The organism is Streptomyces sp. x-80 (genome assembly GCF_046549095.1).
Taxonomy (GTDB): Bacteria; Actinomycetota; Actinomycetes; order Streptomycetales; family Streptomycetaceae; genus Streptomyces; species Streptomyces celluloflavus.
Map to the genome: position 1 here is coordinate 73,641 of NZ_JAJPWM010000004.1, position 25,119 is coordinate 98,759.

The 25,119-nt window shown below is 70.3% G+C and carries 28 protein-coding genes; all 28 read left to right on the top strand.

Annotation, left to right across the window (positions count from 1 at the left end; genetic code table 11):
* Positions 1–3: 3 nt before the first annotated feature.
* The 28 genes from ACLJWH_RS08410 (at position 4) to ACLJWH_RS08545 (ending at position 25,102) form a co-directional block, all read left to right on the top strand.
* Positions 4–1,515 carry an ATP-binding protein gene (locus ACLJWH_RS08410; RefSeq protein WP_411140973.1) on the top strand — a complete coding sequence of 504 codons (1,512 nt, stop codon included), beginning with the start codon at positions 4–6 and terminating at the stop codon, positions 1,513–1,515.
* Positions 1,516–1,687: 172 nt separating this feature from the next.
* Entirely contained in the window at positions 1,688–2,404 is a 717-nt protein-coding gene (locus ACLJWH_RS08415; protein WP_411141344.1) for a glycosyltransferase, read from the top strand.
* Positions 2,401–3,495, top strand: a complete 1,095-nt coding sequence (locus ACLJWH_RS08420) for a hypothetical protein (RefSeq protein WP_411140974.1) — start codon at positions 2,401–2,403, stop codon at positions 3,493–3,495. The genes ACLJWH_RS08415 and ACLJWH_RS08420 overlap by 4 nt, the downstream gene beginning before the upstream one ends.
* A gap of 36 nt (positions 3,496–3,531) precedes the next feature.
* On the top strand, positions 3,532–3,987 hold the full coding sequence (locus ACLJWH_RS08425; protein WP_411140975.1) for a hypothetical protein: 456 nt from the start codon (positions 3,532–3,534) through the stop codon (positions 3,985–3,987).
* Positions 3,984–4,331: a hypothetical protein gene (locus ACLJWH_RS08430; RefSeq protein ID WP_411140976.1), complete on the top strand. Its 348-nt coding sequence runs from the start codon at positions 3,984–3,986 to the stop codon at positions 4,329–4,331. Before ACLJWH_RS08425 ends, ACLJWH_RS08430 begins: the two co-directional genes overlap by 4 nt.
* Positions 4,291–5,505 carry a hypothetical protein gene (locus tag ACLJWH_RS08435; protein WP_411140977.1) on the top strand — a complete coding sequence of 405 codons (1,215 nt, stop codon included), beginning with the start codon at positions 4,291–4,293 and terminating at the stop codon, positions 5,503–5,505. The genes ACLJWH_RS08430 and ACLJWH_RS08435 overlap by 41 nt, the downstream gene beginning before the upstream one ends.
* A 616-nt stretch (positions 5,506–6,121) precedes the next feature.
* Positions 6,122–6,343: a hypothetical protein gene (locus ACLJWH_RS08440; protein ID WP_016572176.1), complete on the top strand. Its 222-nt coding sequence runs from the start codon at positions 6,122–6,124 to the stop codon at positions 6,341–6,343.
* A gap of 194 nt (positions 6,344–6,537) precedes the next feature.
* Positions 6,538–7,680, top strand: a complete 1,143-nt coding sequence (locus ACLJWH_RS08445) for an AAA family ATPase (protein WP_411141345.1) — start codon at positions 6,538–6,540, stop codon at positions 7,678–7,680.
* Positions 7,677–9,476 (top strand): hypothetical protein, encoded by a 1,800-nt coding sequence (locus ACLJWH_RS08450; protein ID WP_411140978.1) that lies wholly within the window; start codon positions 7,677–7,679, stop codon positions 9,474–9,476. The genes ACLJWH_RS08445 and ACLJWH_RS08450 overlap by 4 nt, the downstream gene beginning before the upstream one ends.
* A gap of 250 nt (positions 9,477–9,726) precedes the next feature.
* Complete coding sequence (locus ACLJWH_RS08455) at positions 9,727–10,176, top strand: hypothetical protein (RefSeq protein WP_411141346.1); 450 nt, start codon at positions 9,727–9,729, stop codon at positions 10,174–10,176.
* 106 nt (positions 10,177–10,282) lie between these two features.
* Positions 10,283–10,702 (top strand): hypothetical protein, encoded by a 420-nt coding sequence (locus ACLJWH_RS08460; RefSeq protein ID WP_411140979.1) that lies wholly within the window; start codon positions 10,283–10,285, stop codon positions 10,700–10,702.
* Positions 10,703–10,731: 29 nt separating this feature from the next.
* Entirely contained in the window at positions 10,732–11,478 is a 747-nt protein-coding gene (locus ACLJWH_RS08465) for a hypothetical protein (protein ID WP_411140980.1), read from the top strand.
* The gene (locus ACLJWH_RS08470) at positions 11,475–12,380 is read left to right on the top strand and encodes a hypothetical protein (protein WP_411140981.1); all 906 of its coding nucleotides are present in this window, start codon (positions 11,475–11,477) and stop codon (positions 12,378–12,380) included. Before ACLJWH_RS08465 ends, ACLJWH_RS08470 begins: the two co-directional genes overlap by 4 nt.
* 24 nt (positions 12,381–12,404) lie before the next feature.
* A complete protein-coding gene (locus tag ACLJWH_RS08475) occupies positions 12,405–13,862 on the top strand; it encodes a hypothetical protein (RefSeq protein ID WP_411140982.1) in 1,458 nt (485 codons plus the stop codon).
* A gap of 337 nt (positions 13,863–14,199) precedes the next feature.
* A complete protein-coding gene (locus tag ACLJWH_RS08480) occupies positions 14,200–14,616 on the top strand; it encodes a hypothetical protein (RefSeq protein ID WP_411140983.1) in 417 nt (138 codons plus the stop codon).
* A gap of 266 nt (positions 14,617–14,882) precedes the next feature.
* Complete coding sequence (locus tag ACLJWH_RS08485; RefSeq protein ID WP_411140984.1) at positions 14,883–15,272, top strand: hypothetical protein; 390 nt, start codon at positions 14,883–14,885, stop codon at positions 15,270–15,272.
* Positions 15,269–16,072 carry a DUF317 domain-containing protein gene (locus ACLJWH_RS08490; RefSeq protein WP_411140985.1) on the top strand — a complete coding sequence of 268 codons (804 nt, stop codon included), beginning with the start codon at positions 15,269–15,271 and terminating at the stop codon, positions 16,070–16,072. The genes ACLJWH_RS08485 and ACLJWH_RS08490 overlap by 4 nt, the downstream gene beginning before the upstream one ends.
* Positions 16,069–16,917, top strand: coding sequence for a DUF317 domain-containing protein (locus ACLJWH_RS08495; RefSeq protein WP_411140986.1), 849 nt, complete (start codon positions 16,069–16,071; stop codon positions 16,915–16,917). The genes ACLJWH_RS08490 and ACLJWH_RS08495 overlap by 4 nt, the downstream gene beginning before the upstream one ends.
* Positions 16,918–16,968: 51 nt before the next feature.
* A complete protein-coding gene (locus ACLJWH_RS08500; protein ID WP_411140987.1) occupies positions 16,969–17,322 on the top strand; it encodes a hypothetical protein in 354 nt (117 codons plus the stop codon).
* A 20-nt stretch (positions 17,323–17,342) separates the two neighbouring features.
* Positions 17,343–17,717 carry a hypothetical protein gene (locus tag ACLJWH_RS08505; RefSeq protein WP_411140988.1) on the top strand — a complete coding sequence of 125 codons (375 nt, stop codon included), beginning with the start codon at positions 17,343–17,345 and terminating at the stop codon, positions 17,715–17,717.
* Entirely contained in the window at positions 17,714–18,031 is a 318-nt protein-coding gene (locus ACLJWH_RS08510) for a hypothetical protein (protein ID WP_411140989.1), read from the top strand. Before ACLJWH_RS08505 ends, ACLJWH_RS08510 begins: the two co-directional genes overlap by 4 nt.
* A 700-nt stretch (positions 18,032–18,731) precedes the next feature.
* Positions 18,732–20,519, top strand: a complete 1,788-nt coding sequence (locus ACLJWH_RS08515) for a type IV secretory system conjugative DNA transfer family protein (protein WP_411140990.1) — start codon at positions 18,732–18,734, stop codon at positions 20,517–20,519.
* A gap of 549 nt (positions 20,520–21,068) precedes the next feature.
* Complete coding sequence (locus ACLJWH_RS08520; RefSeq protein WP_411140991.1) at positions 21,069–21,446, top strand: DUF317 domain-containing protein; 378 nt, start codon at positions 21,069–21,071, stop codon at positions 21,444–21,446.
* A 211-nt stretch (positions 21,447–21,657) separates the two neighbouring features.
* Positions 21,658–21,999, top strand: coding sequence for a hypothetical protein (locus ACLJWH_RS08525; RefSeq protein WP_411140992.1), 342 nt, complete (start codon positions 21,658–21,660; stop codon positions 21,997–21,999).
* Positions 21,996–22,628 (top strand): hypothetical protein, encoded by a 633-nt coding sequence (locus tag ACLJWH_RS08530; RefSeq protein ID WP_411140993.1) that lies wholly within the window; start codon positions 21,996–21,998, stop codon positions 22,626–22,628. The genes ACLJWH_RS08525 and ACLJWH_RS08530 overlap by 4 nt, the downstream gene beginning before the upstream one ends.
* A 318-nt stretch (positions 22,629–22,946) precedes the next feature.
* Complete coding sequence (locus tag ACLJWH_RS08535) at positions 22,947–23,606, top strand: hypothetical protein (RefSeq protein ID WP_411140994.1); 660 nt, start codon at positions 22,947–22,949, stop codon at positions 23,604–23,606.
* Positions 23,607–23,851: 245 nt separating this feature from the next.
* Positions 23,852–24,109, top strand: a complete 258-nt coding sequence (locus ACLJWH_RS08540) for a hypothetical protein (RefSeq protein WP_411140995.1) — start codon at positions 23,852–23,854, stop codon at positions 24,107–24,109.
* Between the two features lie 105 nt (positions 24,110–24,214).
* Complete coding sequence (locus tag ACLJWH_RS08545) at positions 24,215–25,102, top strand: hypothetical protein (protein WP_411141347.1); 888 nt, start codon at positions 24,215–24,217, stop codon at positions 25,100–25,102.
* Positions 25,103–25,119: the final 17 nt, after the last annotated feature.

Genomic DNA, 25,119 nt, shown 5'->3' on the forward strand with positions numbered 1-25,119 from the left:
TCGATGACCCACCGGCCCGCGCGCCGCGCCCGACGCGCCAGCGCCAGCCCGCTGTTCACCCCGCACGGCACCGACCGCGCCAGCCGCAAGGCCGCGCGCAAACAGCTCGTCGAAGCCACCGTCAAGGCCCGCGTCGAGGCCGCCGCACCAGCCGGACACGAATCAGCCGAAGAGGACATGCCACTCGCCCTCTACCCGGCAGCCGGCCGCCCCGGACCCGCCTCCGCCCGCGGCAACAAACTCAAGCTCGCCGCCCACCGCATGACCACCGCCACCGCTTCCGGGGCCTACCCCTTCCTCGCCGAAGGCGGCCTCGGCGCCGACGGCACCTACATCGGCCGCGACGTCCACGCCGAAGCCGCCTTCTGTTTCGACCCGTTCGCGCTGTACGGCAAGGTCGAAGGCTTCACCAACCCGAACGTTTTGCTGGCCGGGGTGATCGGGCAGGGCAAGAGCGCGCTCGCGAAGTCCTTCGCGCTGCGCAGCGTGGCCTTCGGCTACCGCGTCTACGTCCCGTGCGACCCCAAGGGCGAATGGACACCGGTGGCCACCGCGCTCGGCGGCACTTCCATCGCGCTCGGCCCCGGCCTGCCCGGCAAGCTCAACCCTCTTGACGCCGCCCCGCGCCCCGCGTCGGTCTCCGAGGCCGACTGGGCAGGCGAGATCCGCAAGCGCCGCCTCTTGCTGCTCGGTTCCCTGGCCCGCACCGTCCTCGGTCGCGACCTCATGCCGATGGAGCACACCGCCCTCGACGTCGCCCTCGATGCCGTCGTCACCCAGGCCACCGCCACCGCCCGCACTCCGTTGCTCGGTGACGTCGCCGCCACCCTCAACAACCCCGGAGCGCTGGATGCCGCCGGCGGAGCCATGTCGGGACGCCTGGGCGACGCCGCCCGCGATCTCGCCCACGCCCTGCGCCGGATGGTCCACGGCGACCTCGCCGGGATGTTCGACGCGCCCTCGACCGTGGCCTTCGACCCCCACTCACCGATGCTCACCATCGACCTATCCCGCCTCGGCGGCTCCGGCGACGACACCGCCCTCGTCCTGGCCATGACCTGTGCCTCGGCCTGGATGGAATCAGCGCTCACCGACCCGAACGGCGGCCGGCGCTGGATCGTCTACGACGAAGCCTGGCGCCTCATGCGCCACCCCGGCCTCCTTCAGCGCATGCAGTCCCAATGGAAGCTCTCACGCGGCCTGGGCATCGCCAACCTCATGGTCATCCATCGCCTATCCGACCTGCTCACCGCCGGCGACGCCGGATCCCGCGGACGGGCCCTCGCCGAAGGGCTCCTGGCCGACTGCTCCACCCGCATCGTCTACCGGCAGGAAACCGACCAGCTCCACGCCGCAGCCGCCCTGCTCGGCCTCACCTCCGTGGAAACCGAGGCCATCGCCCACCTCAACCGGGGCCGCGGCCTGTGGAAAGTCGCCAGCCGGTCCTTCATCGTCCAGCACCTTCTCCACCCCCACGAAAGTCACCTCTTCGACACCGACGCCCGGATGCATTGAGCCCCCCGTGAATTCACGAATCCCGACTTCACGATCCCAATGAGTCCAAAGGTCAGCGAGTTCGCCTATGCCCAACATCACCCACCCCGACTCCCCCTCGCGCACCCGCCCCGAGATCACGGTCGTCATCGCGACCCGTCTGCGCGAGGACCGTCTCGGCTACCTCACCGCCATGCACGCCAGCCTGACCCGGCAATCGGTCCCGTGGGAAGCGGTGATCGCCGTCGACGGCGCCGACCCAGACCGCCTCCCCGCCCCGCTCGCCGCCGACGATCGCGTACGCACCATCGCCCTGCCGCGTCCGGTCGGCGCCTCCTGCGCCCGCAATCTCGCCCTCAACGAAGTCCGTACCCCGTTCGTGAACTGGGCGGACGACGACGACGTTTTCCCGGATCACGCGATGGCTGCACGCCTCGACACCCTGCAGTCGACCGGGGTGGGCTGGTGCGCCGGCTGGAGCGAGGACCTCCACCCCGACGGCACCACCACGCTGTGGCGCTGCCCGACGCCGCCCGGCCGGCACGAGGCCGGCGACGTGTGGACGTACTGGCCAACGCCTGCCGACACCATCCCGATCGGACCGACTACGATCCTCGCCCGCACCGAGCTGGTACGTGCCGCCCCGATGGGCGGACTCGTCCAGGGCGAGGACTACATGACCGCGGTCGGCATCACCGGCCTCGCCCCTGGCATATCGCTGCGCCTGCCCGTCTACCGCTACCGCAAACATGCAGGTCAGATGACTGCCCAGCCTGAGTTCGACCAGCTGGAGGCTGCCGTCCGCGAGCACGCCTGGCAGTACGGACGCGCCCTGCGTTCCGCCGTCCACCGGATGCCGGCACACCTGGCGCTCGCCCCGCACGTCCCCGCCGAAGGAACCGCTCTGTGAACCTCACCGAACTCGCCCTATCTGCTGCGTCAGGTAGAGGCGACGCCGGACAAGCCTGCGAGATCACGCTGTTCACCAGTGCCCGCGACGGTGTCATCGCACTCGTCGACGGCGACAACTGGCGCTGGGCACGTACCGCTCTGGACGTCGCAGGGTTCGAGAAGTCCACCGACGGCAACCATGCTCTCCCGCTGAGGGACCTCGACCGCGCCCGAGAGGCCCTGCTCACCCTCGGCGTGGTCGCCCAGACGGCCCAGACCAAGATCACACCGAGCAGCGAGACCTACATCGGCGACTTCGCCCGCGACCTGGCCGAGCACCTTCCCGGCCAGTGGCGCGTGAAGGTCGAGAGCTACGCGATGCGCGTCTGGCAGGAGGACCTCGCCGACGGCATGTGGAGCACCGGTCCCATCGCCGCCACGCTGCATTCCTACCGTGTGCGGTGGGCGGCCGTGCTGCTGCGTGACGACGGGGCCGAACTCGCCATCATCCGCGACCCGCAGCACGACCTGTACCACGTCGGCGCAATCCACCCCAGCAACCTGCTGCCCGACGGGCTCGTCACCCCTCCCGCAGGCGTGACCGTCCAGCCGATGCCGGGCACAGCTGCCAAGCACATCCGCTCCCACCTGCTGCCCGCCTACACGCGAGCCGTGCTCCACTGTCAGGTCAACTCCCTGGAGGAGGACCTGGCCTGGACACACAAGGCGTACGCGTCGGGCGCGGTCCCGGAGCCGCCGCCGACGGATCTCGTCGACGCCTTCGCCCGGTTCACCACGACGGCGCCGCACGTCACCGCCGCTGTGCGCGCCCTGGCCGCACTTAACGAGGACGACGCCGCATTCATCCAGCGGGTGGACGATGTCATCGCCGCACCGGCGCAGACCACTGACGCGACCACTGCTGCGGTCCCCCACGCCGATCCGATGACCTGGTGGTTCGCCGACGGCGGCGCGGGCCTCATCGACCTGGCCCGCCGCGCCGTTCCCGACAGCGAGCCGCCCGCCACCGAGGCATCCCTCCGAACTTGTGCCCCCACACATGCCCTGCCGCCCGCACCAGCCCGGCGCGCCACCGGCCCTCGCCACTGACCTGCGGCGCCCTCACCGGAAGGAGACTCTTCCTCTTTGGATCCTGACACCCACTTCGTTATCGGCACCCACCCCCAGCACGGCTACGTCGCCGCCTTCAACTCCTCGATTCCCACCCATCTCGCCGACTGGTTCCTCACCCGGGTTGGGTTCGAGTCTGTCCCTGGTGAGCCGGGCCTGTACCGGCTCACCGAACCCGAGTACGACGGTCCGCGCCGCGCCCGCCAGGCCGCCCAAGCCCTGAGCACGCAGAATTACGCCGTACACGTCGACGCCGATGTCGCCCACGCACCGGCCAGCCCACCTCGCTCGCCCCGGCCGAGCGGAGTCGCCGAACACCGCAGCCGCATCGCCCAGGCTGCCGCCGGCCGATCGCCCCAGCTCAGTGCGGCGCCGACGACTCCGTCGCCCGCCACGCGCCCGATTCCGCCGAAGCCTACTTATGCGCCCACCGTCCACCTCACCGCCTCTGCTGCCGGACGCAGCCGATGAGCCCCGCTCCGGGGCCGATCCTCATCACCCGGGGGCAAGGCGGCGAGGTCGACGTCGAAGGCGCCTTCGACGCCTTCGCCGGACAGATCCTGCTCCGGGCGGGCTTCCTCTTTGAACCGTCACTGCGCGGCCACTGGGTCCGGCTGCCATTCGACATGGGACGAGCCTGGGAGAACGAACGGTCGACCTGGGCCGCGGAGATGCTCACCACCGCCCGCTACCCCGTGCACCTCGACCCGGGACTCGACACCCGTCTCACCCCACCCACCACGTCCTCGGGCCCGATCCGTCCGCCCGCCCGCGATGACCGACCAAACACCCAGTTGCGAGCATCACGCCGCTGAACCCGACCAGGAGGACCCGATCACCGACGCCCCCGATCTGTCAGACATCCGCGAACTCATGGCGAAGAGCGGTGACTTCCGGGTAAGGATGGCACTCCTAGACCGCGAGACCGAGACGGCGCTCGACGCCGTCCGAGACCGGTACGGGCGCACCGTCCGCCCCCAGGAAGCAGCCGCGATCCGCACCCGCCGCACCCAGGCAGCTCTCGCCGGCTACCAGATCGACCTCGCCTCCTCCGCTGGCCCCCTGCTGGCCGCGGCCCGCAACGCCCTCGACGCGATCCCGGCCACCGCCCACACCCAGGCGTGGCGCGACGTCCTCGACTCCCTCGCCACCTCGCACACGGAGATCCTGCGCGCCGCCGGCCAACCCACCGGGCGTGAGCAGCAGGCGGTGTGGGCGCACCTAGCGCACTGGGCGGAGCACGGCTCGATCGCCGCCCACCTCGCCGACCAGCACCACCAGTGCGGGCCCGAATTCACTGCCGAGGACCAGCAGATGTGGACCGTGAAGGCCCGAGCGGCGCGGGGCCGAGGTGAGCTGGACCTGATCGAGTCCTGGTACGCGGCCGACGGCCGGCGCATCACCCTCGCCTACCTGATCCAGGACGACACCTCCGAAGTGATCGCCCTGGCCGGGGACCCCGACGCACCCGGCTGGTGCGTGATCGGCCGATACGACAACGAGTACGTCGCGGGAAAGGCGCTGCCCCGACCGGTACCGCCCGGTGTCCTTCGCCCCGACGGCGCCTCCCGGTTCGGCCGCCCGGAGCCCGCTCCAGAGCTCCCCGTGCAGGAACTGCTCCGCGACGTCGCCGAGGCACGCTGCACGGGGGACGTCTCCGAGGCCCTGCTCGCGGCCACCGACCAGGGCCACGCCCCCGGACCACTGACGCACCTCCAGCACCTCGTCAGCGATGCGGCCGACTTCTCCCACGCTCTGGAAACCGTGCAAGGCCAGCGCATCGGCGCCCGGCTCGACGCCCTCGGCCGGCAACTCGGCCTGCTCGCCCGCGAGATCCACGACGCGGCAGAGGACCTCGGCGCGACCGTCGCCGTCCTGCCCCCGCACCGCACCCCCAAACCGCCCCGGACCCGCTCGCGCCCCGCCCTGGAGACGACGCCTCCGACCGCACCGCCGCAGCCCACCACGACGAACGCGCACCGCCCATAGCGGCGGCCCCCGTTCCAGAATGCTCCCGTTGCCCCTGCCCCTCGACGGCCCCGTCACCATGCATCACCTGCCGCGCGATGCCGGGCAGCCCCCACGTCTCCCGCCCCTCGGGGGCACCCTCACCGGCCGCCTTCCCAACGGCATCGCACCGTTGGAGGCCGGGCTTCGGGCCTCGCGGCCGAGCGTGCTCCCCGACCGCAGCTACCGCACGCCGCCCTCGCCTCCACGTGCAGCCCTGCTATCACCACCGCCGCCCTTGGCCTGGCCAGCACCCTCATCGTCGTGACCGCGCCACCGCAGTCACCACCGCCGTACCCACGCCTGAGCAGGCACCCCAACTTCCCGTTGCCGTACGTCATTAAGGAGAGATTCATCTATGGCTGTTGTTGGTACACCCGGCTATCAGAACGTGCGGAAAGGCAAGTCAGGTAGCTGCGGGGCGGTGAGGCCCGCCCTGGAGCGTGTCGGCAGTCATTGCCCATCGTTCGTGGTCCAGCCACGCACCGTTGATGTGCTGGAAGCTCCGGGCCCGCCTCGCCTTCGCCCAACACCCCACCGCTTTCCCGCCACCACCGATAGGAGATCCGCCTTGCCCGACGCACCAGCAGAGCCGTTCATGACGATCCGGCACACCATCACCGGCGAGATCACCACCACCGGCTACAACGCCGCTGCCCGGCGGATCCTGCTCCAGGCCGGCTTCGAAGAGACGCCAGGCTGCGCCTGCCGAGCGACGGAACCCGGTACGGAGCGGACGCACGGGCCTGCTCGGCAGCCAGCGAGCTGCTCGTCGCCGGCCATCCCCTGCACCTGGACCGAGCCCTCGGTCGGCCGGTGAGCGCCGACGGTACGCCCCGGTTGGCCCGGTCGCCGATGGCGGCACAGTCCGTGATCCGCTCCGAGAGCGGCCAGCCTCTCCAGCGCATCGCCAACCCCGCCCGCACCCGCACCTGTTGAAGGGGCCTCGTTTTGACCACGCCCGGAACGCCTACCAGTCCAGCCCGCACCAAGGGCGGCGAACTACGGGCCAAGGTGGCCCGACTGCTGGCCGACCGGCCGGCGGACACGCTCACCATCGGGGACATGGCCAGGCAGCTGGGCCACTCCCACGGCGCCGTCCGTAACGCCGCCCTCACCCTGGTGCGACGCGGCGAGGCCGACCAAGGCGGAACCGGACAACCGGAGTTCCGCGCGAACGCGAAAACCGCCGCAGCCGCGCAGACCGCTGTGATCAGCCCACCGGGCACCCATTCTCCCCGCGCCCAGCCAGCCACGGCCCGCACGACCATTCCCGCAGCAGCCACGCCCAGGCAGACCGGCCCGATCCGCCGCGCGGGGGGCCAGCTCTACCACCCCCGGGAGCTGGCCGATCTGCCCGACGTCGAGGCGTTGAATCGCTTGCGCGACGCCGACGTGCCGGTGCTGCTCTACGGCCCTCCGGGCACCGGCAAGACGAGTCTGGTCGAGGCGGCGTTCCCGGACCTGCTCACCGTCGCCGGTGACGGCGACACCACGGTCGGCGACTTGATCGGCGAGTACACACAGGACGACGCGGGAGCCTACGTCTTCCAGTACGGTCCGCTGGTCACCGCGATGACCGAGGGCCGCGCCCTGCTGATCGACGATGCCACCTTGATCTCACCGAAGGTCCTGGCGGCGCTGTATCCCGCGATGGACGGGCGCAGGCAGATCCAGGTCAAGGCCCACAAGGGCGAGACCATCAAGGCCGAGCCGGGCTTCTACGTGGTAGCGGGCCACAATCCCGGCGTCCACGGGGCGGTTTTGACGGAGGCGCTCGCGAGCCGGTTCAGCGTGCAAATCCAGATCGGCACGGACTATGACCTCGCCCTGGCGCTGAGGGTCGATGCCCGGGTGGTCCGGGTCGCCCGACACCTCGCCCACCAGGTCGAACTCGGCGAGCTGGGCTGGGCCCCCCAACTGCGAGAGCTGCTCAGCTACCAGAAGACCGAGGCCGTCCTCGGCACCAAAGCCGCGCTCGCGAACCTGGTCGGCATCGCTCCTGTGGAGGATCGCGACGCCGTCGCCGCCGCCGTCATCAAGGCTGCCGGCGTCAAGAAGGTCGCGCCCCTCACCCTCGGCAAGCAGCTCCCCGCCTCAGCCGCCCGGCAGCCCCCGGGCAGCACCGGCTCCGCACACCGGGGCCGCTCGCGATGAGCGCCCACCACCACGTCCAGTCCCCCGCCACCACGCCGGACGACGACGCCGACCTCGCGCGCTGGGACGACGACGGCGCCCCGCCCGCGCAACCCCGTTCCTCCCCGGACGCGTGGCTGCGCGTGGGAGCCGAACTCGGCGATCGGCTGGTCGCCCTCTCCGGCCGCCAGGACCTCCTCGTCACCTGCCGCCCCGGCACGCGCAGCGGCGCACCGGCCGCGTTCTTCCCCACTCTGGGCGAGGTCGAGTTCGACGCCGGCCTGTTCGCCCCGCTCCAGCCCCACGAGATCCATCCGCGGATCGTGGGCGACGAGGAGCGGTATCCCGCCGCCTGGGGAGTGTTCGTCCACGAGGCCGCGCACGCGGCCCACTCCGTCTGGACGGAGCCTGCCGGAGTGAACCCCCGTGTCGTCGAGGCCGCGCTCCTGCTGGAGGAGAGCCGTGTCGAAGGCGCACACCTGATCACGCGGCCCACGGACCGCACGTACCTGCGCACCAGTGCCCGAACCCTGGTCATGCCCGACATCGCCCACCCCACCCTCCAGGGCATCGAGCACGCCGCCGCCGTGGCGGCCCTGGTCCTCGGCCGCCGTGACGTCGGCATCCTGGACGCCGGCGAGACCCGGGCCGTCGCCGATCTGTGCGAAAAGGTGCTGGGCGCAAACCTGCTGGCCACACTCACCCGCATCTGGACCGCAGCCCACCAGTGCGCCGACCACGACGCCACGACCATGCTCGCGCACGCTCAAAAATGGTGCGACGCTCTGGACACCGCGGCCCCCGCCCTGCCCGTGCCGGAGAACCTCACCGATCTGCTGTCCGGCGCCGTGGGGGTCGTCATGGACAGCACGGCAGCCACCGACGCCGCCGACCTCGCGGCACAGGCCGCAGCGACCAACGCCATGGCCGCGCAGTCCAAGGCGCAGGCTCAGGACCGCGCCCAGCGGGCCGGCCAGCGACGCAAAGCCGCCGCCACCGCCAAGTCGGTCTTCAACGCCCGTGGCACCACCGTCACCCCCGACGGCACACCGGCGCCCCGCGGCAACCCGGTCACCGGCACCCGCAGGCCCACCGCCGCCGAGCAGAGTGCCGCCGCGCGCCTGAGCCGCGCCCTGCGTGCCGCCGCCTACCGCGAGCGGACCGAGGAGCGGACCACCAGCCCCACCCCGCCCGGCCGCCTCAACATGCGCGCGGCCCTCGCCCGCGACGCTCAGCGCGCGGCCGGGTCGGTCCCCACCGCGGAACCGTTTACCCACACCCGCCGCCGGAACTCCCCCACCCCACCGCTGCGTGTGGGTATCGCCGTCGACGTCTCCGCCTCCATGCGTGCCGCCTGCGCGCCCGTCGCGTCCGCTGCCTGGATCGTGGCACGCGCAGCAGCCCTGACCGACCCCGACTCCCTTACCGCCACCATCGCCTATGACATGCACCTGACCGCATTGACCCGACCCACCCACCGAGCACCAGAGCGCGTGACGACGTTCGATGCCAACGGCCGCCACCACAACCTCGGCGACGCCATCGACGCACTCGACCACGGCCTCGAACTCAGCCGCCCCGGCGCCGGCCGCCTCCTCGTGATCGTCACCGACGCCCGGTACGGCAGCGACGAAACCGCTCAAGCCGTCACCCGCGTCAAGCAGCTCACGACCGCCGGCTGCGCCGTACTCCAGCTCACCCTCACCGCCAAGTCCCACCACTTGCCGGGGACCACCTTGCTGCACCTGCCCCAGCCCTCCAGCGCTCCCGTCGCCATCGCCACGGCGGCCACAGACGCCATCCGCAGGACACGCTGAGACGACGCAGAAGGCGGAAGCGTCCCCGAGACCACCGCCAAGCACTCCAGACCACCTCCGTCCGCCGCATGAATCGTGCATCTGATGCACGACCCTCCGCAACGACGCAGGCCACCACCCCAACCGCCAACGAAAGGCACTCGATTTGAAGCCCCAGACCAGCAGCCCGACCTCGAACGTAACGCCCATCAAACGGAATTCCCCGGGGGTCCGTAAGCAGTGGACCGTCGAGCACCCATGTGGCCACGCGATCGTCCATGACCTGTCCGACCGCCCCGCCGACCGCCGGGCCGGATTCGCCCGCTGGCTTGCGACACGCGACTGCACCGACTGCTGGAAGGCCGCCCGCGACAGCGAGGGCGCCAGCAAGGAGGAATGGCTCGCCGCAAAGCGCGCCGAGGAGCAGCAAGCCGCGAAGGAGTGGGCCCAGCAGTTCGACATGCCTCCTCTGGAAGGGCCGGAGCGCGCCCTGGACTGGGGCGAGCGCTCGCGCCACCAGCTGGTCACCGCCGCGCACACCGCCCTGGTCATCGAGGGCAGCTGGGACGAGGCGGACTGGTCCGGCCTGGAGGAAAAGGCCCGTGCTCTCATGCAGGCCGGGTGGTGGATCGACCAACGGGAAGCCGATGGCGCTGACCTGCTGGAACTGCTCGACGCCGCGACCGACGACGACCGCGGTACGGAGAATCCGTACCGGTAGACCGCCCGCTCGTAACCGACGATCCCCGGTTAGCGAAACCGGGATTTCTCCGGACTCTTGAATCCTCCCCACCGCCAACCGCGCTGTTCATGGAAGGACTCCCTCTGTGCCCGACGGCCTCATTCGCCCGCCGTACGTCCCCGTCGACGTCCTCACCCCCGACCGGGACATCGTCCACGGCCATTTCACGCCCGGCGACCAGGTTGTGATCCTCAAGGGCGTGGCCGGCGGGGAGTTGTGGGGCGACGCCATGACGGTCGTTACCCCCTCGTGGCACACCCCGACCGACGAGGACGGCTGGCGGCTGCGCGACCCCAACGGCGGGGAGCGCACCTACGTCACCGGCCACCCCCGCTACCTCGTCCACCTCTCCCGCCGCTGCCCCGACTGCCTCATCTACCTGCGCGCCATGGAGGACTACCTGCTGCCCAAACTCGCCGACACCGCCCGTATCGACTGCGGCTGGTACAGCCTGACCGCTCTCGACCAGCTGGTCCACGTCAACGACGCCCGGAGTGGCCGGTGACATGCTCCGGCAACCGCCCGGATCGTGACGTGGCCTTGGAGAAGGTGCGCGCCACCGCCTGTGCCTCGATGGCCTCTGGCGAGCACTGGCCACGGAGGCTGGCGGGCCTGCTCGGTGACGTCGGTGCCACCTGGCAGGAGTCCGCCGAGGTGTGTGCCGATCTTGCCTGGCGGGCACGCGCTGAGGGACACAGCGCGCTGTTGCTGCTGGAGCCGGACCAGGTGAGCCGTGCCGACGCGGACCCGGTTACGGCGCGTACGTATCGGCACGTGTACGCGGGAACGCTGCGCTACGACTTCCGCTGCCGCAGCATCGAAACCCTCTTCCACAACATGCCAGGCGTGGACCACCTGGACTGCTACAGCCGCGCACTGTGGGCCTTCGCGTTGCTTGGACAGTCCCGTACCGCCGGAGTCGCTCTTGAGCAGCGGGTTCTCGACGAAGCCGGCGACCACCCGAAATCCCTGCACGTGCTGCTGCACGGACTGTGGCTGGGACACGCCCTGCCTGGCCGTGAAGAGCTCATGCTCCAGGTGCTGTCCAGGCCGCCGTTCGCCGCGCGCACTGACCCGATCGCCCTGTTCCGCGAGGCATCAGTCCTGCGTCGCTTGGGCCGCTACCGTGCCGCGCTGGCATCGATCAACCGTGCCCTGGACCTGCTGCCGCCCGGCGACCCCGCCGTGCACACCGACTTTGTCCGCGAGCGTGCGCTGGTCTGCGCCGCCGACGACCTCGCCCGGATCAGCGGTCACGGCGCGGAAGGAGGCCCGGCGTGATTGCGCGCGTACGTGCCCGGGGCATCGACGCCACCGAGACCCTTGCCGAGGCCCTCGACCGACCCGTCTCCGACCAGGAGGGCCTGGCCGAGTACACCGTGGCCGCGCACTGGCCCGGCCTCGACTACTACACCCCCGACGACGAGCAGAGAACTTGGCTGTCGACCGACTGGGCCGACCACCTGGACGATCCCTCCTGGCAGCACCCTTACGTCGCCAGCCCTCAGGACGACCGCCGCGCCATCTGGCACGCCGACGTATGCCTGGACCTCAGCGACCGCACCCTCACCGGCCTCGAATGGTCCGAGATCGCGCACCGGCTCGCCCGCACCGCAGGCATCCACACCCCCGGTGACGAGAACGGTTGCCGCTGGATCGCCGTGCAGGCCCAGACCGGCCGCCTCGACCTGATCGCCAACCTGATACGCCCTGACGAGACGTGGACACAGCAGCCGCACCGGCTCGGTCAGCTCCTGAGCGACGAGTGCCGCCGCATCGAGAGCGACCTCGGCCTCATCACGCCTCGCACCGGCCCCGACCCTGCACAGGCCGCTCGCTTCGCTGCCCGCCACATCGCAGGCCAGGACGAGCCCTCAGCGGAATCCGTCGAGGCCGCCGCACAACTGGGCCAGCTATTGAAGCGACTCGCCGACGAACACACCGGGCCACTGGCCACCGTCCGCGGCCTGGTCGAACACGCCGCACACCGCCTCGACCGTCTCCCGCACGCCTACGGCCCAGCAGCCGGACACCAACTGGAGCTGATCGCTCGCCGGTTGCACGGCCTCCAACTGGACCTCGACGTCACCGCCGCGGCCCTGCCCACAGCCACACGGACGCCGCCTCCCGTCGCCCGGCCCCCCGCAGTCGCCGCGGCCGGCCGAGGCCGACTGCCCCGCTGACCACCATCAGAGAGAACCACCGACTTGGCCCTTGCCGACCGCACCCTGACCCTGCGGCGCGATGTGCACTCCGAGGAAGTCCTCGCCCGCGGAGGGGACCCCGAAGCCCACAGCATCCTTCAGCGCACCGGCTTCGTCCCCGTCGTCCGGTACCACGAGACCTACCACCGCCTGCCCACCGGGCTGGACGCGGCCGAGGAGAAACGTCTCGCCACCCGGGTCGTGGCCCGCCTGCGAGCCGTCCGCTATCACGTCGGCTGCGACGACGCCTTCGCCACCGGTCTGCGCGAACCGCACTACATCCCTCTCGGCACCCGAGTCGCGTACCTCGCCGAGCGCATCCGCGAAGCCGAGAGCACCGAAGACGTCGCCGATGCCCTCACGGAGCTGACCGCCGCCCACGACGGCATCCTGACCGCTTTCGCCGACGTCCTCACCGCCACGTCCGGCTTCTACCAGGACCTCGGGCGCAAGGCCGACCCCCACATTGCGGAGCGGCTGCGATACCTCGCCGCCGAAGCGCTCGGCGTCATCACCTCCGACCTCCGGCACACCCGCAACGAACTCGCCGACCGGCACGAGGCGCACCCGCGACGCACTACGTGCAGCGGTGAAGTACCGCCCCGTGAACGCGAGGCGTCCGCCGTCTGTGCCTGCCCACCCCCGCCCTCCCTGCGCCGTCGCCCGGACGCCGGCGCTGAACTCCCCTGCACCGAGGAGACCATGCCCGCCCTGAGAGACAACCGCGACCTCGAATCGTTCGCCGCCGCCCTCGCCGACGAACTGCCAGGCCAGTGGCACAGCCAGTACCGCCGACACACCGAGTATCGCGACCAGTTCGCCCTCGTCGAAGACGTCTGGGACATGAACATGGTCGCCCACGCCATCGTCGACGGGGTCCTGGAACACGACGCCGTGCTGACCCGCGACGACGGTGCCCGCCTGTATGTCATCGGCCGACCGCGCCACGACAACGAATTCCTCGTCGGCGCCATGGCCCCCGGCTTCGCCCCGGAGGCATTCCGGGGCGTGCGCGAGCCGGACGGCATCGCCGTCCCCGACGACCCGTACTGCGCGGCGGACGACATCACCGTCGATCTGCTGCCCCGCTACGACAAGGCCGTCGCGAAGGTCCAGCACAACGCCACCCACCCCACGCCGCCCGCACCGGCACCTGCTCCAGCCCCGGAGCACGTGGTCCTGACGTGGTTCGGCGACGGACTCCTGGCCGCAACGACCAAGAGCCCGGAAGCGGCGAAAGCCCTGCACGACAACGGATTTACCTGGGATCCCCGCGAAATGGCGTTCGTCCTGTCCGGCGACGACACCACCCACCAAGCCCACTGTGTGCAGGAGGCCGGGGCGCAGCTGGCCCGCCACGGCATCGGCGTCATCACTCGCCACCCGCCGACCCGGTCCGCGCTGGAGACCACAACTCCGCCCGCGCCACCGCACCTCAAGCCAGCCTCTCACAGCCGATGAACACCGGCAATGAATGACTGCTCTGCGACGTCACCATCGACCGAGCGCCGAAGCCCACGACGTCGCGGCGTACCGGCGAGATCACCGCTCCCATGACGGACTGCTGCCCCACCCAATCCAGACACTGATCGCCGCCTGGACGCCCTGAGCGCAGCACCCGGGCGGCCCAGGGCGCGGACGGGGCCTCGCCCAGCAGCTGATGCACACCGCCACCCGTCCTCCCATGCCGGCAGACCGAGAAGATCCGCAGCCAGCGGTGCCGAAGAGCGCCTGGCCGCCTCAGCCCCCGCACCACGCCTTCCACGGGCGATGGCCCGAACCACGAACAGGAGCCCACGTGGGAACCCGTGCCGACGAATACGGCACCGACGTCGAGATCTACCGCAAACCTCTGACCTCCACCCTCCACGCCGACACCGCCACCGGCGCCCCCGAAAAGCTCCTCGCGCTCCTCGACAGCCTCGGACTGGAGCGCAAGACCGTAACAACCGCTGGACCCGTCTACGTCTGGCACGAAGCCCCCGAGCAACTCACCGAAGCCGAGCAGAACAAGCTCGTCAGCCGCGCGGTCCCCTCCCTGCTCGTGTCCGGATACCTCGTCAACATCTCCTCCGACGCCTTCGACCCAGACGCCTACAGCGAAGCCGCCGACGAGGTCAGAGCCAAACGCTCCGGGGCGTCCACTGCGGCGTCCTCCCCGGCTGCCGTCCAGCCCCCCTCCACCAGCCCAGGGCGCTCCCGCCGCAGCGCCTGACGCCGCGCCGTCCCGGCCTCGTCCGAGCCGGGGCGGCGCCCTACCACACACTCCTGGAGCACCCTCGATCCCCGAACCCCACCGCACACCACCCCCGATCACGGCTACGCGCCGGCCCCGCCTGGCCGCCTTCCTCTTCCGCCACTACCTGCACCCCTGCGCCGTCGGAAGCAGCACACACGCCATGTCTCTCGCCGCCCGCCGCCGCGGCCTCCGTTCCTGACCCTTCGCCCTCCGGCTGCCTCGATTCCTTGTCCGGGAGGACCATGATCGACACCACGCCCTACCCCGTACGCCTCGCCCACGACATCGCCCGCCTGATCGACACGCTCGACGATCACCTCGTCCAGGCACCGGCACAGGATGCCGCTCTCATCCTCGGAGAGGTCCTCGACGCCGAAGACGGCGTCCTCGGCCGGCTGACAGCCCTTCTTGCCACGGGCTCCTACGTCACGATGAACCACGCCCAGCGCGGGACGCTCCCGCCCGAGATGGGCCCGGCTCTCGGCCGCGCCTCCAACGAACTGTACGACCTGTGTCTCAACCTCGAAGAGCACGCCGCCACTCTGCGGAAGCCCCCGGCACCAGCAACCACCGCGACCAGCATGCCGCCGACGCCACCGGCACCGGCTACCGAAGCCAGGCGGCGTCGATGAAACGGCAGCAACGGAATAGCTGGGGTCCCACCCACCAGCAGGCCGAGCAGCACTACCTCGTCGAGCCCCGCCACCTCGCGGGTGGCGGCGACCTACGGCACGTCACCGAATACCTGCGCGCCTCCGGGTGGAAGGACCGCTCCAAGTCCCGCGGTCCGATCGTCTTCGACAGCCCCGACCGCATGGTCCGCGTCGGCTTCGACCCCACTACCCCACCCGGAGGCTGGGCAATCCGCGCAAACGCCACCAAGTACCAGGACGCCTGGCACGCGATCCTCGGCCCGCAGGTTCCCGTCGAGATCGTCGCCGGTTTCACCGACGCCCTCACCAAGCCCCGCTCCGCGCATGCCCCCGACGTGTGGGAGCCGTTGCAGCAGCGCGGCTGGAAGACCAAGCAAGGAGCGCACTTCACCGCTACCAGCCCGGACGGCAACGCATTCATGCAGTTCCATCGGTCCGCTCCCGGCCAGGCGCACTGGTGGGCAGGGGCCCGCACCGAGCATGGCCGGACCTGGGACGCGACGTTCACCCCGACCACTCCGATGCATCTCCTCCAGAGTTTCTCCGCCGCGCTGGCCGACCCGCAGCCGGTCATGCGACCGCGCGGACACGTCCCGCACAGCACCCGGATCCGCACGACCTCCGTGTCCGTGCTGCCCTCCGAACTGGGCACCTGGCAGCAGGCTCGTATCACCGCCGCCCGCGCCGCCGCCTGGGCCCGCACCGCCTGGGCCACCACTCAGCCCCGCAGGGCTCCCGCCGCCAGCGCGTACGCCTCCCGGACCGGGAGCGCCCGGTGAGCCACGAACACTTCTACTCCCGCACCAACGGCCCCACCATCCACCGCATCAACCAGGTGCGCTACCTCGACGAGGTGGCCCCGCGACACCTCGCCGGTGGCGGCGACCCACGGCACGTGACCGAGTACCTGCTCGCCGCGGGGTGGAGCAACCACTCGGTGCCCGGCTACCCCCACGTCCTGCTGGAAAGCCCAGACCGGCAACTGCACCTCACCCTGGAGCCCACCGCGCCCGAGGAACGCGACACCTGGTGGCGCGTCCACCCCGCCGAACGCACCAGCTGGTCCGCGCATTTCGGCGGCCACACCCCCGTCGAGATCATCGCCGGCTTCACTGATGCCCTGGCCCACCAGGCGCCACGAGCGAGGACGGAGACGACCGACCTGTGGCACATCGCCGCGAGCCACGGCTGGCCCAAGCAGCTGGAAGGCACCAACCAGGCGGCCCTCTCACCCGATGAGACCGCAATCCTCGCGCGAGTTCAGGCCCCGGGTCTCCACGACACCTCGACCTGGCGGTGGAAAACCGAAGTCTCCGTCCCCCTCGCCGAGCAGCGCCGCCGGTGGCTGTGGGGGGCCTCCATCGACGACACGGCCCCCGCCGCGGCACTCACCGGATTCGTCACCGCCCTTACCGATCCCGCGCCCCTGCTTCGGGACGAGGGCCAGACCACCGGCCACACCTTCGGATACCTCAATTCCACCAGGAGTGCCGTCTCACCGGAGCACAACCGCCGGCTCCACCTGCAACGGCTCGAAGCCGCCCAGCGCTCCAGGCCATCCCAGCCGCCCCCGGTCGGCCGGATCTCGCCCCCGGGACCGGCACACCGACGCAAGCGCCGCTAGCCGAACTTCCGGACCCGACGGACCGACACTCCCCATCGCACAAGGACATTGATGCCCAACACCCCTGCACCCAGCCCCGAGCAGGTCGCGCAGGCCACGGACACCCTGGCCCAGGTCAAGGACTACCTGCGCGCCGGCCCGCCCCTGGCCGACGTGCTGCCGCTGCTCGCTCCGCTCCTCGACGAGGACACCGGCGTGCCCGTCCTGCTCGGTGACGTCCTGCGCGGCACCGCCCACCTCGTAGCCCAGCAGGCCACCCGGCCCCTGACCGACAAGACCCGCCGGATCATCGACAGCCTGCTGGAATCCTCCCGTGACGTCACCGACTGGCTCATCCTGCACTATGACGTGCAGCGGCTGAACGCCCAGTCCGTCGATACCGCCAACGCATCGGACAACCGGTGAGCGACTTTCCGGAAGCCCCCATGCCTGCGCCTGCTTCTTCCCCCGCCCCGCGTGCGCCCAGCGCCACCGAGATCTCCAAGGCGCTGGACGTCCTGTATTACGCCGAGCTGTATCTGCGCGAGCCGACGTCCGTCCCTGATGCGCGGGCGGTGCTGGCCCAAGTCCTGGATGAGGAATACGGCGTGCCCATGGCGCTCGGCAACATCCTGCGTTCCGCTGCACGTCTGATCGAGGGGCACGCGCTCCTGCCATGGCCCGTCGAGATCCGCGACATCATCGCCAGGCTCAGAGCAGCTGCCCCTGAAGTGACCGACTGCCATGACCTGCACTGGGACATTCACCGCCTCGGCGGTCTGCCGTTCGACTCCATAGTCCCGTCGAGCAGCGGCAAGTGAGCCACCCGTACATCTCCACTCGCGCAAACGAGCCGCACCACACCATCTGGCTCGAGACTCATCCTCGGCACCTGGCCGGGCGCGGCGACCCTCGGCGGGTCACGCAGACGCTGCGGGCCGCGGGGTGGAGGAACCACTCCGACCCGGACTATCCCCACGTCGTCCTGGCCAGCCCCGACTACCGGCACACCCTGGTACTGGAACCCGAGCCGAAATCGTACGCCTCCTGGTGGCGGATCTGCGGGCAACACGAGGACCGCCTGTGGTACACGGAGTTCGGCGCCAACACCCCGTCGAAATCCTCGCTGCCCTGACTGACGCCCTCCGCGGACCGCAGGGCGAGCAGCTCGCCGCCGCCCACGAAGCACGTCTCAAGACCGTCCGCGCCACCGCCCGCAAGGCCCGGCGGACCGCAGCGCTACAGACCAGCGACGCCCCGGTACCCACCGCCGCATTCGCCACGCCCGCCCGGAACCGCTAGCCGCGAGCTGGGCGCCGACGGCGCCCAGCTCGCCTCCCCCTGCCCCGCCGGGCCCCGCCTTCCGCGAGAACGCCCTCGCCAAGCACCACGCCAACTGCTGGGACTCCCTCGATGACTGGGCCACCCACGGTCATGCCCTCCGTGAGATCAGCCACGCCGCACGACATGCCCCCTCGCCCCTGGCCCCGCCGCCGACCCGGCCGGCCATCCCCGCCCCCAGCCGGACCGTCTCGGTGCGGAGGTGACCGTGCCACAGTCCCGCTCGACCGTCGAGGTCTCCACTTGCCGACCCGAGCCCGCTTCCGCGTACCGGCAGCCCGAGCAGCCTCCCCACGCTCAACCCGAATCTCGTCACCCACACATGGCGGGAAGTGACCGCATTCCAGGCCGTCTTCGACCCGGAAGACCACATACGCGCACTCGCCACCCGCCACGCCGCCCTGCCTGCAAGGCCGAGCGCACCGCACCGGCCGCCAGCCAGCCCCAGTCGCAGCCGCTGCTCCCTTCGCCCCCGAACCGAAGCACGTAGCCCTTTGCCTCCTTCCTCCACCAACAGCACCGACGGGTACGACATCGCCTTCCGCCTCCTTCTCGGAGTCCTCGCTGTCGTCGTCCCCCTGTCCCACCTCGCCTGGCTGTCCGGCAACATCACCGCGCACTTCACCGGAGCCGCCTGGGCACCCTACGAGCCCACCACCGCCCTGCTCCACCCGAACCAGCTCTGGCCTCAGGCCGGGGAAACATCTCTGCTGATCAGCACCCGCATCGTCCCTGTCACCGTCCTTCTCGCCCTCGGCGCCGCGGCCGGCCTCCTGTGGGCCCGCCACAAGAACCACAGCGGCGGCCGGAAGAAGATCGCCGGGATGGCCAAAGCCCGAGACATCGAACCGCTGATGGCCAAGGCGATCACCAGCAAGGCCCGGTCCCTGCGTCCGAGTCTGAAGAACGCCAAGTACATCGACGCGAAGGACACGGGCGTCCTCCTCGGCAACCTTCAGGAGACGAAGCACGAGGTCCGCATGGGGTACGAGGACGTAGCCGTCGCGATCATGGCCCCGCGGTCCGGCAAGACCACCTCCCTTGCCATCCCCTCGATCCTCAGCGCACCCGGACCGGTCGTGCTCACCAGCAACAAAGCAGCAGGCGACGCCTACACCGCCACCCTCGACGCCCGCAGAGCAGTGGGACGGGTGTGGTCGATGGACCCGCAGCAGATCGCTCACGCCACCCGCGGCATGTGGTGGAACCCCCTCGCCGACGCCACGAGCCTCGACGGCGCCGGCAGGTTGGCAGGGCACTTCCTCGCCGCCTCCGTGGACGCCTCACAGCAGGGCGACTTCTGGTCCAAGGCCGGCAGCAACATCCTCTCGCAGCTCTTCCTCGCGGCAGCGCTCGACGACCGGCCGATCACCGACGTGATGCAGTGGCTCGCCTTCCCCGCCGACCGAACCCCACTGGACATCCTCCGCGACCACGGCTTCGCCGCCGTCGCCTCTCAGCTCAAGGGCACCGTCGAGGGGCCGCCGGAGACCCGAGACGGCATCTACGAAACCGCCCGCCAGTACGCCGCAGCCCTCCTCAACTCCGACATCGCCGCGTGGGTGACTCCGCAGAAGGATGTGGAGGAATTCAGGCCGAGAGAGTTCGTCACCTCGACGGCCACCCTGTACTTGCTGTCGAAGGACGGCGGCGGCGGCGCGGCGGCACTGATCGCGGCATGCGCGGACAGCGTGATGCGCGCCGCGACTGCTCAGGCCGAGCGTGCCGGCGGACGTCTGGACCCGCCGATGCTCGCGATCCTCGACGAGGCCGCCAACGTCTGCAAGATCTCGGACCTGCCGGACCTGTACTCCCACCTCGGGTCGCGCGGCATCATCCCGATCACCATCCTGCAGTCCTACCGCCAGGGCCAGAAGGTCTGGGGCGATGCGGGCATGGACGCCATGTGGTCCGCTTCGACCGTGAAGGTCATCGGCTCCGGCATCGACGACCCGGATTTCGCCGACAAGCTGAGCCGGCTGATCGGCGACCACGACGTAGAGACCACCTCCACCTCGCACTCCGAGTCGGGGAAGTCGACCTCGGTGTCCATGCGACAGGAGCGGATCCTGCCCGCCGACGCAATCCGTGCCCTGCCCAAGGGCACCGCCCTGTGCTTCGCCACCGGCATGCGCGCCGCCATGCTCGACCTGCGCCCCTGGTATCTGGAGCCCGGCTCGGAGGAATTGTCCGCCGCGTCCGCCCGCGTATCGGAGGCGATCACCGCCCGCGCCCTCGCCAAGCACACGCCGACCCAGTCCGACTTCGGGAAGGCCGCGTGAGCGACAGCAGACGCGGCCACCCTCCGTGACGACCTCCGGACATCGCGCCTCCAAGCGCATGGGTGCCTCGATAACGCACTGCACACCCGCGCCCACCGGCCGACACACGAGTCAACACCGACGGCCTTGCCGAGGGTTGCCGGCCATCCACCGCACTACCGGGGCCGCTGACCACCTCACCCCGCCATTGGACCTGCCACGTCATCCGCTCGCTTCCTCTCCCCCTCCCTCGTCCTCGTCTCACCGCTGCACGCCGCTGGCGAAGGCGCCAGCCTCGGCGTTTTCAGAGCGATCAAGAGCCAAGCCCCCAACTGGAGTCACCGGTCACACTCAGGCACCGGGGAGATCACCATGAAATCCCCGGACGGCGCCACGACGCTCAGCTACCACATGCTGGCTTCCGGCCCGGCTCCCCGCTGGACCGTCGCCCACACCGGCCCCCGCCCCTGGACCGCGAACGTCTCATGCAACACACCACGCGAGCTGGCCCACGCCCTACTGAGGCCGATGACACGGCCCATCTCTCAACCCATCAGTGATACCCGCCCGTTGGAAGATCTGGCCGACGACCTCAACAGAGCACGATGGAAGCGCACCGCGTACGGCACGCGGACGGTATATCTCTCCCCCGACCGCCTGTGCATCCTCGCCCACACCCCCCACGAGGAGACCGCCTGGCAGATCGTGACCCAGGCACCGACCGGCGACGGCTCCGAGCGCTGGAATCTCTCCCTGAGCCAGGATGCTCCGCCGCATCTCGCCCGCAGCGCCGTCAGCCAACTCGTGCGCGACGAACCGGTATTGCGTCGTCTGCGGGAGATCCCTCGCCCGCTGCACCGCTACGCCGGCATTGCCCCCATCGCCCACCTGTCAGGGCCACCGTCTCCGCCCGATCCCCCCAAACCCCCACCGGGCCGGGGCAGATGAGACGAAGGACCCTCATTTGGCGAGCCCCAACCACGACCTGGAGACGCCCTGCATACCTACGAACCCATAGACCTCGAAGACATGTCCCCGAGCCAAGCCGTGGACGCCGTGATCGCCGACATCCGCGATCACCACATCACTGCCGATGAAACCGGTCTGTTCAACGCCATGCGGCACATAGATCGACCTACTGTGCGATCCGACCGCCCGCATGGCCGCAGACGTCGAGCACCAGCTCCCCCCTGACATGAGCGGCCTCCAGCCTGCCGAGCCCCTCGCCGAGACGGCCGCCCACCTCAGCCGGGCCGTCATCCACTACGCCCAGGCCCTCGCCCCGCTCATCACCCTCACCACCGGCCCACAGGACACACTCCAGCAGCAGCTCGACTCGCAGGACCACCACAGCCGTCTGCGTCTGCGGGTCCACCTCGACGGCGCCAGCCGCGCCCTGGCAGCAGCCCGCACCGCGCTGGAGGCGCCCCAGCCCCCTGCTGTCCCGAACGCGCCCGCCCCGGCGCCGGCACACGCCCCGGCCGCCCGCCGTCGCACATGACGACCACCTCTGTAGCCGCACCCAAGGCCCCTGTGGCGCAGGGTGCGCGCCGGTGGCTTACCCCGCGCCTAAAAGCCCCGCCCTTCTCGTCCCCTTTCTCGGAGTCGACCATTCCCGCATACGAACCCCACGACCTCGACGACCTGACCAGTGCCGAGGCCCTCGACGCCGTCCTCGATGACCTCCGCACCTATCGGGTTAACCCAGGTGCCGGCGGCCACTTCAACGCCCTGCGCCAGGCCGACCTCCTGGGCCACCTGGCTCTGCGGTTCGCCGGCGACGCCTACCACACCCACACCGGCGACATTGAGTCCGCCAACCCCACCCAGGATGCCCTCACCGCGCATCAGACAGCCGCCACGATCGGACGGGCCTTCGCCCACTACACCCAAGCCCTGCCCGCCCTGACCAAGGCCAGCGACCCTGCCAACCAGAGCACCCTCAAAGGGCAGGTGGAGGCCCTCACGCACCACTCCGCTCTGCGCCGGCACCTCGACGCCGCCCAACGCACGCTCGATGAAGCCCGGCACGTATTCAACGGCGTCACCCCCCTGCCGACGAACAGCCCGGCCCCAACCGTCACGAAGCCGCCTGCACCGCCCAACCCGCCGCACGGTCACGGCCGGTAGAAGGGTGCTGGATGTAGGGATATACGTGCCGGGGAAACGGATGGAACGGGGAACCGATCGCATATATCGACACTATTTTTGCATTCCCTGGGCTGAAGGGGTACTTGGCCGTGCCCAACGGGAAAGGGCAGCGACCAATGGGACTGCCGCGCAGCCGCGTCGACATGTGGCAACTTTTCCACTACCGCCTATCGACTTCGGGAGCTGACAGCCCGAAGAGCCTTCCACGTGGAGTTCAATTGAGGGGTTTGCCGCCCTCGCCTGTTTCCCTAACTGACATCGAGGTCCGGATCGACCGAGCCTTCGAGCCCCCCAGCGATGAGGGTTCTTCATGCCCGGATTAGGAGACACACCATAGCCGCGACCGCCGCACGCGGCCCGATCCGTTGGCTACATCTCCTTGGAGTCACAACGCCTTCCGACACCCCGACAGCGCACGACCTCGCCCGCGCCCTCGCCGACCAGATCCACCCCGACGCCGCGCCCCGTGACGTGATCGTCAGCTTCCGCGTCCGGCCGCAGGCGGCAGCCAAATTCGGCCACCGCTCCCGAGGCGGACCAGTCACGGTCTTCGCCCAAGCACTGCACGCCCACCTCTTCGGCCTCCCCGCGGACACCGGCCCGCTGCCCACGGCCCTCGATGCGCTCCTGCAAGCCACACACGCCGCGACCAGCCCAGAGCAGAAGACCGCGATCCTGCAACAGCTCGCTGACCAGCTCCGCAACGCCATCGCGATCATCCAGGGCTACCAGTACGCAGCCCAATGGGACCAACTCCCCAACGACATCGCTGAACAGCTCCGCCACGCCCACGACCAGGCCCAGCAGGTCGCCGAAACCCTCGACCGCGTCGCGCCCGCCCTCAGCAGCCGGCCCTCCACGGAAGCCTCACCCGGCCCGCAACCGCAACACCCCCACGTCCTGCGCGCCGCTACCCCCGCGACCGCCCTGGCTCCACCGGCCGGACGCCGCCGCTGACCTCCGGCGACAGCACCCCGGGAAAGCCCCTGCCCTGGCCGCCTCGTTCGCTTGGGCCCTGCACCCGACCGTCTTCGCAAAGACCCGTGCCTGATTCCCTCGCACCGGCCAAGGCCCTCTCCCACCTGACCATCGGCGGACTTGCCTGGGACCGTGCCTGCGGACCACGCACACACGCTGACTGCTCGGATCACCGACGCACAGGCCCTCGCTCGTGCCGCCCTGCGGCTGCTCCTCGACCTCGCATGGGGCCAGCCGCACACGCTGCCGGGGACCTGCTGCTCCTCGAACGCGTCGCGCAGAGCGCCAAGGCCGGCCAGGACGCGGGCGCCGAACTGACCGCAGCCCTCGCCCGCGCCGTGGCGAACAACACCGCTGTGCCGACGCCGCATCAGGGCCGGTCGTCCTCATCGGCCCCTCACCCCAGCAGTTCATCGAGTCGGCCGCCGACCTCCTCGACCGCATCCCCGCCCTCTACCACGCCGTACACCGCGACCGGCTGATGCCGCCAAATCCCTCACCACGCCAGCCGCTTTGAGGGCGCGCCTTCCGTTTCCCCTACACCAGGACAGACCATTTCAGATCAGCCTAGATTCCGTGCCCTTTCTCTGGGTGCGGGAGTTCAGTCCAGCACCCTCCTCGCCCTGTCGGCCAACGGCGTCCTACCGAAGGCCGATTACGCGATCTTCGCCGACACGGGCTGGGAGCCCAAGGCGGTTTACGCGCACCTCGATCGCCTCGAACGCGAGGTAGCCAAGCCCGCAGGCATACCGATTCTGCGCGTCTCCGCCGGGAACATCCGCAAGGATGCCTTGGACCCGGATCACCGTTTCGCCTCCATGCCCCTTTACGTCCTGAACAAGGATGGAAAGTCCGGGATGATGCGACGGCAATGCACCGGCGAGTATAAAATCAAGCCCATCAAGAAGAAGACGCGGGAAATCCTCGGTTACCCCTATCCCATGCGTGTCCCTCGGAGCGTATTTATCGAGCAGTGGGTCGGCATCTCGACCGACGAATTCCACCGCGCTAAGGACGCCGATGTCAAGTACATGCGCAACTGTCACCCGCTCATCGACATGGGCTGGTCCCGTGGCGATTGCGTCCGCTACCTCACGTCGCTAGGGCTGGCCGACACGCCGAAATCCTCGTGCCTTGGCTGCCCCTTCCACGGGAATGCGCAATGGCGGCATATCCGCGACACAAGCCCGGACGAGTGGCGCGACGTCGTCGAATTCGACGACGCCATCCGCAAGGGGAACGCCCGAGCAAACGCCGGCGGAAACACATTGCTGGGCGAGGCGTATCTCCACCGCTCCCGAGTGCCGCTGGCCCAGGCGCCGGTCGACCACGTCACCGCCGCCGAGCGGGCTGCCCGCCAGGACGAGCTGACGGATACGGACGAGGCGGAGCTGGGCGTGGTGGACGGCTGCTCGCCGTGGGCCTGCCGCGGTGAAGTCCAGGCGCAGCAGGACGACTTCGGGCTGGCCGCTTGATCCTCGACCTCTTTGCC